The organism is Blastocatellia bacterium (genome assembly GCA_025054955.1).
Taxonomy (GTDB): Bacteria; Acidobacteriota; Blastocatellia; order HR10; family J050; genus JANWZE01.
The window spans coordinates 1-7,279 of record JANWZE010000089.1 but is presented as its reverse complement, the minus strand read 5'-3'; the positions used below and the strand labels follow the sequence as shown (position 1 = coordinate 7,279).

The window sequence follows — 7,279 nt, the reverse complement described above, 5'->3', positions numbered from 1 at the left end:
GGGCGAAGCTCTCGCCCTTCACAATTCGCGGCTGATCGGTCATGGCCAACATTTGGTTGCTGCCCACGTGATCAGTCAACTGAATTGTTGTCGGTCTCTCACTACGCTATAATGCCCAGCCTAAATTCAATATGAAGGAGGAGTCTTGATGAGTATAGAAATTATTTGCGCGAATAATGGTCCACTCCGTGTCATCGGCGAGAATATCGTTATCAAGGATGCCAACGGAAATACCTTTGGATTGGGCGGCCGTACAACCGTCGCCTTGTGCCGTTGCGGACATTCAAACAATAAACCGTTCTGTGATGGCGCTCATGCCCGCGAGGGATTTCAATCGGTCGTCGAAGCGCGAGACTTGCCCCCGCCAGCGCCGAAAGCGTGATCCGTGGATCGTGGATCGTGGATCGTGGATCGTGAACCGAGGATGGTGAATTAAATGACGACACACGGATCCCGACTCACGAATCACGGCTCACGAATCATGGCTCACGGACCAGGGCTCACGAATCACGGACCACGAATCACGTATTACGAATCACGGCTCACGAATCACGTATTACGAATCACGGACCACGGCTCACGAATCACAGACCACGAACCACGAGGTCACCAATGTCGCATCGCATTGAAAGAGGCTGGAAGGACACGCTCAAGCGCCTGGTTCCATTTGGACTCGGCCAGAGCAAGCCGAATCACTATCGCGACATGGCCCGTGTCGCTTGGCAAAATCGAGACAATTTGTCCTATGCGTGGAAAGTGCTGAGTCAGGGCGTGTGCGATGGATGCGCTCTGGGTGTAGCCGGCTTTCGCGATTGGACAATTGACGGCGTGCATCTTTGCCTGACGCGGTTGAATTTGCTTCGTCTGAACACGATGGCTGAGCTGGACGTGCGTCAGCTTGCTGACGTTTCGACGCTCGCCACATGGTCTAATGCCCACTTGCGCGAGCTGGGTCGGTTGCCCGTACCGATGGTGCGTGAGAAAGGCGAACCGGGTTTTCACGTCATCACGTGGGACGAAGCATATCAACGTATTGCTCATTACATACGCGGCAATGATCCGCGACGAATTGCTTTTTACCTCACCTCACGTGGCCTCACAAATGAAACCTACTACGTAGCGCAGAAGGTCGCTCGTTTTTTTGGGACGAACAACATTGATAATGCTGCCCGGCTGTGTCACTCGCCTTCGACGGGCGCGATGAAGCAATCGCTTGGTGTTGCCGCGACGACCTGTAGCTACCGCGATTGGTGGGGCACTGACCTGCTGATCTTTTTCGGCTCCAATCCGGCCAATGATCAGCCGGTCACCATGAAATATATTGACGAAGCCAAAAAGCTTGGCACCAAAGTCGTCATGGTTAACCCGTATTGCGAGCCGGGCATGCAGCGATATTGGGTTCCTTCAAGCGTCAGCAGCGCATTATTCGGCACCAACGTGGCCGACTACTGGTTTGGCGTTTCACAAGGCGGCGACACAGCTTTCCTGACCGGCGTCTGCAAAATTCTGATCGAGAATGGTTGGTACGACGCTTCGTTCATCGAGGGTCACACAACTGGATTTGAGCATTTCAAAGCGAGCGTGCAACAACAGGCGTGGCCGGTGCTGGAGCAGCAGTCGGGTTTGTCGCGTCAAAGCATGGAAGAATTTGCCTGCCTCATTCGCGATGCCCAAACCGCTGTCATGGTCTGGAGCATGGGCATCACGCAGCATGCCTATGGTGGCCAGACGGTGCAGATGATTATCAACCTCGCCTTGATGAAAGGCTATGTGGGGCGCGACCGGTGCGGCTTGATGCCGATTCGCGGTCATTCAGGCGTGCAAGGCGGCGCCGAGATGGGCGCCTATGCCACAGCCTTCCCGGGCGGTCAACCAATCAATGCTGAGAACGCGCGACGCTTGGCCGCTCAGTATCAGTTCGACGTGCCCGACTGGATCGGGTTATCTGCGCCGGAAATGGTTGAAGCGGCAGCGCGCGGCGAGCTCGACCTGCTCTATTGCATCGGTGGGAATTTCCTCCGCACGCTGCCAGAGCCTGAGTACGTGGCTCGCGCGATGGCCAATGTGCCGCTGCGCGTTCATCAAGACATCATCCTCACCGATCAAATGCTGATCGAACCCAAAGAAGCGGTGATCTTGCTGCCGGCCAAGACGCGCTATGAGCAAGACGACGGCGGCACACAAACGATCACCGAGCGCCGGGTTATCTTCGGTCCGCAATTGCCGCGTCAGGTGGGACAAGCGCGCGCTGAATGGAAAATCCTGCGTCAACTGGCGACGGCCGTCTATCCGCAGCAGGCGCATCTACTGGGTTGTGAAACCGGCTGGGCAATTCGTCAGGAGATTGCCGCCGTTGTGCCGTTTTATGACGGGATTCAACATCTGAGCAAGCTGGGCGACGCCTTTCAATACGGCGGGCCTCACCTGTGCGCCGACTGGCAATTTCCTACGCCGGATGGCAAAGCCCATTTTCAGGTTGTGCCGCTGCCGAACGATGCACCTCAACCTGGCGTCTTTCGTCTCAGCACACGACGCGGGCGGCAGTTCAATACGCTCATCTATGCGGAGACAGACCCGCTGACGGGCGCGCCGCGTGATGCGATCTTGATGAATCCTGATGACGCTGCTGCCCTGCACCTGAGACATGAAGACCGGATTACCCTCGTCAATCACGTCGGGCGATTTGAAGGCCGTGTCTTCCTTGCGCCGATGGCGCGCGGCAATTTGCAGGTGCACTGGCCTGAAGGCAACGTGCTCATCCCACGCGGCGTAACCGATGCCGTGGGTGGCGTGCCGGACTATAACGCGCTTGTCACCATTGAACTGATGCGCTGATGAACTCAGTCGCGGTGGCGCGCCTGTTGGCGTTGCACCAGCGCACACGCTGGCAGATGAGCCGATGGTTGAAAGCCAAGCAGCCCTGTGGCAGGCATGCCTTTCATGCAAGGACGCGCACGAGTTCAGACAAACACAGCGGTTGAATTCGCTGGCAGGAGTCGCTACACTTGTGGCTCACGCAAACGCCTCAAAGGAGGACGCCATGAGCGAGCCGGACTGTATCACCGTTGATCAATTGGTCAATGGCGTACACCAGCGGTTGCACGCTGGTCAGCCTGATCAAGTCACCGAGTATCTCCACGCCAGCCGTATCTGCCTCGAGAGCCTTGCCCCGTACATTCATTTCCGCGACGCGCACTATTCACGAAATCTGATCTTCAAAGACGAGCAGTTTGAGCTGCTGCTGCTATGCTGGGGCATTGGCCATCGCAGTTGGATACACAATCATCGTGGTCAGCACTGCTGGATGGCCGTTGTGGACGGCCGGCTTGTGGTGCGCAATTACAGGCGACTCGGCTGTGATCAACACGCGCGTACGCTGCAACTGGAGCCGCTCGCAGAGCTGTTGCTCTCGCCGGGCGGCTTGGCCAAGGTAGACCCTGACGAGCCTGTTCATGTCGTCTGGAATCCGGCCGAATTTAATCAACCGGCCATGAGCCTTCATGTGTATGCCCGACCGTTTGATTCCTGCGTTGTTTATGATGATGAGCAGGGTCTGTGTCGTGACATCACCTTGTTCTACACGAGCGAGTATGGCGTGGTCACCGAACGGCACACCGGAGGCCGCCGGTTATCAGAGTTGCCGGCATGCCAATGCCGATTGACGCCGGCGGAACAAGCCGCGCATTGTGGCGTCATTGCATCGCGATCAAGTTCACTCACTCATTTTTCAGGAGGTACTTCAGGATGAACACACGCATTCAGTGGATTGGTTTGATGGTCATACTACTGGGCCTGAGCGCAACGCCGCGTGAAGCGACGGAGGGGCAGGCGCAAGCACTCAAAATAATCAACCAGCATCTTGCGGCTATTGGTGGCGCTAAGGCCCTGGCTGAAGTGCGCGATTACAGCATGACTGGAACGGCCAAAGTTTCTGTCATGGGTCAGGGACAAACAGGTCAACTCACATTTGTCATGAAAGCGCCGGCGCGTTGGCGTGAATCGTTTTCGTCCGGTCAATTTCAATCTACCAGCGGCTCCGACGGCTCGCGCTTGTGGGCTGTCGGCAATGGTCAAGTGCGACCGGTCAGCGAACTTCAGCAGCAGATTGAACTGGAATGGGCCGGGATGAAAATCCTGACGGGGCCGCCACGGCCGGGCTGGACAGTGAAAGTCGAAGGCCAACAGATGGTGCACGGCAAGAAGGCCATCGTGATCCAACTGACGGCTCCCAGCGGACGGCAGGGACGCTATTTCCTCGACGCCAAAACGCATCTGCTGCTGCGCAGCGTCGTTCCCGCCTACAACCCGATGTCTCGACAGGAGACCGAAGCCACGACTGACTTTGAGCAGTACAAGAAAGTCGGCCCGTTCATGCTGCCCCACTGGATATTCAACAGCAATGGGTTCCTCTCAAAAGAGATCGAAGTGACCGAATGGAAGTTCAACACTGAACCGAGCGATTCGCTGTTTCAGTTGCCGTCACGATGAGCGATCTCCTCAGAAAAAGTGGCACAGGCATTCCTGCCTGTGGCGTTTTTGATCGTTTCTGGGGGTCGTCCCGGACGACATGAACAACTCCTTTGAAAATAACTTTGAGCGATTCTTCGGAAACACCACTGCTGAACACAGATGGACAGTACCAATTGCGGGTTGAAGAATTCGGTCCTATCCGCTCACACGCATTCTACGCGGGGGCCCACAGCGAGGCCCCCATACAGGCCTCGCTGCCTGCCCGCTTTCCTGGCAAAAACGCGGGCCCAGAGCCACCCTGTACGGGCGGCTCGCCGTGGCCGCCCGACTCCTCTCCCTCCTCTGCAAATAACCATTTTCATGGTTCGTGGCCAGCGCGAAGCTCATGGGCGATTCCTTTGAAAATAGCCACAGATTTCACAGATTCACACCGCTGGTTCTCTTGGTGACAATCGGTGCAATCTGTGGCCGACTCCTCTGAGAATAACCATTTTATCCTTCGTGGCGAGCGCGGAGAACGTGAGCGATCCCTCGGAAAACGTCCGAGGTCAGCATGCGCCGGAGGCGCAAACAGAAGTTAGCCAGACGTACAACGTCTGGAAGAGCAGATCGGACCAGAGTAGCGCGTTGGAGACGCGCCAGAGCTGCGCCCTGGCGGCCTGCCAGTCAGCAGCATGAGCCAGCCGATGGGGAACGGTGGCGCCCCTTCAGGGCGCGAAGGATTGTGAGATGACGCCCTTCCAGACGTTTCACGTCTGGCTACCAGCTTGCGGCGTCTAACAACGCCGCTGATGGAGCTGGCTCCTTTGAGGATGTGGCACTAGCGTTCCCGCGCCTGATCCATGCTCGTTCTTCATGGCGTGCAATAGAGCGATTCCTTTGAAGGAGCCAGCGAAACAGACGCACTTCACGGAAGAATTGTATTTTGATCTTTCGTGGTGTACGTTGGGCTGTGACCGATTCCCGCGAGAACAAGTGTGGCGCAATTTGGCAACGTGCCGTACGTCATTTTCCTTCTTCGTGGTGAACGTACCTACATGAGTGATTCCCTTGAAATCTCAGCTTGCTCAAACGAGTCGGTGTGGTAAAATGACGCCGGTCGCTATTGCAGGAGAGCCCGACATCGCCAAGAGTTTTCTGCATAGATATGTGCGCCACAGATGGTCAAACATTAACGGAACGCGGCGGCCATGTATTCAAGAAGTGTTGGCCAATGAGTGACGGCCTGTGTGCGCCAACGCTGCATCATCCGCGTTTTCTTCTCAACATGGAGGAACTCGATGAAACTGAATTCGCTCTTGCTTCCGACGACTGTTTGCTCGCTTCTGCTCTCAATGATGATCTCATGGCCTGTTTCAACCTCAACGGCGACGGGGCAGACAGATACCATCATCAACAGCGTGTTCACGGCCAGGCCGCCTGTAATTGACGGACGATTCGCCCCCGGTGAGTGGGATGCTGCCCGACTCGAACCCTTGACATTCTTCATGATCAATCTGAACACAGGTGAAGATACAGAGCCCATCCCTGCTGACCTCTACCTGATGAATGATCACAAAAACTTGTATCTCGGAGCGCGCATCTACGGACTGCCGTACAACAACCCGAATGTCGCCGGTCGCGGCTTCGATTTGTTCACCATCTATTTCGATAGCAACAACAATGGGACATACAATTTTGGCGAGGATGAAAAGTTGTTGGTGACGGTTCAACCGAACATTGACGGGGGACAACGCGGTCTCTATGCCGATTTGCATCGGGTTCCTGAAGGGCAAGATAATGCCGACCGACGCATTGACGGGATCGGGCGCATTGTTCATACAAATCCTCGCGGCATCGGCGACTACATCATCGAGTATGCCATCCCGCTCAATTCTGGGGATGCCGAGGATATTAGCACGGATATGAACGGACGCCTCCGGTTTAACATCTTCTGGTTGATTCGCCTTGGCGCAGAAGGCGTCGCTGGTGAACTGGGCGGGCTATTCGGCCTCGAGTTCATTAACACCGCGCAATGGGGCGTGATTCAATTGCAGCCGGGACAACCGCCGCCTGACCCGACGCCACAACTTGCCGGAACGATCGCATTCATTAGCCGCGAATTTGAGGGTCGGCCACAGATCTACGTCATGAATGCCGACGGCAGCAATCTCCAATCGCGCACACAGGGCGAAGCATTTGTTGCTACGCCGTTTTTGTCGCCGGACGGACGACGGATCGTTTATACATCGGCGAGTCTCGATAATAACGGTCAACCAGTCTCAGAGACACAAGAAATCTACGTGGTCAATACAACAGGTGGACGCGCTCGGCGACTCACTAACAATCGCTTCAATGACAGCCATCCCGTCTTCTCGCCAGATGGCGCTCGTATCGTCTTTGCTCGAGACGGCAATATCTGGGTCATGGACGATGCAGGACGTAATCAACGACAACTGACCACTGATGGAGCCGATGTTGATCCTGTGTGGGCGCCTGATGGACGCATTGTGTTCAACAGCTATCGTTGGGGACCTGTGCCAGAAGTTGCCATCATGAACGCAGACGGGCGTAATATCAGGCGCATCACAAATAACCCCAAAGGCAGTTTCAATCCGCGCGTTTCACCAGACAATCAGTGGATCACGTTCTTTCGATATGATGGGCCGGGTGAGCCGTTCAACTTCGACGTGAGCCTTTATCACGGGTGGAACATCTATCGCATTCGCACCGATGGAACAAATGAGCAGCGGCTGTCGGTCAACGACGGCTTGATAAACTACCGGCCAACTTTTTCTCCAGACGGACGCGGCATCCTCTATCAAAAGGT

At 55.7% G+C, this 7,279-nt stretch carries 5 protein-coding genes; all 5 read left to right on the top strand.

The annotated features are described in order from the left end of the window. Positions 1-148: 148 nt before the first annotated feature. Complete coding sequence (locus tag NZ823_11780) at positions 149-382, top strand: CDGSH iron-sulfur domain-containing protein (protein MCS6805802.1); 234 nt, start codon at positions 149-151, stop codon at positions 380-382. 230 nt (positions 383-612) lie between these two features. Then, positions 613-2,835: an FdhF/YdeP family oxidoreductase gene (locus NZ823_11775; protein MCS6805801.1), complete on the top strand. Its 2,223-nt coding sequence runs from the start codon at positions 613-615 to the stop codon at positions 2,833-2,835. A 205-nt stretch (positions 2,836-3,040) separates the two neighbouring features. Beyond that, a complete protein-coding gene (locus NZ823_11770) occupies positions 3,041-3,748 on the top strand; it encodes a cysteine dioxygenase family protein (protein ID MCS6805800.1) in 708 nt (235 codons plus the stop codon). Beyond that, a complete protein-coding gene (locus NZ823_11765; protein MCS6805799.1) occupies positions 3,745-4,488 on the top strand; it encodes a hypothetical protein in 744 nt (247 codons plus the stop codon). Before NZ823_11770 ends, NZ823_11765 begins: the two co-directional genes overlap by 4 nt. 1,262 nt (positions 4,489-5,750) lie before the next feature. After that, positions 5,751-7,279 (top strand): DPP IV N-terminal domain-containing protein (locus tag NZ823_11760; GenBank protein ID MCS6805798.1); only part of this gene is annotated, 1,529 nt, incomplete at its 3' end.

Bases quoted from the DNA above. Each gene is read 5' to 3' on its own strand.
- NZ823_11780 (MCS6805802.1), top strand. From the start codon at position 149: ATGAGTATAGAAATTATTTGCGCGAATAATGGTCCACTCCGTGTCATC.
- NZ823_11775 (MCS6805801.1), top strand. From the start codon at position 613: ATGTCGCATCGCATTGAAAGAGGCTGGAAGGACACGCTCAAGCGCCTG.
- NZ823_11770 (MCS6805800.1), top strand. From the start codon at position 3,041: ATGAGCGAGCCGGACTGTATCACCGTTGATCAATTGGTCAATGGCGTA.
- NZ823_11765 (MCS6805799.1), top strand. From the start codon at position 3,745: ATGAACACACGCATTCAGTGGATTGGTTTGATGGTCATACTACTGGGC.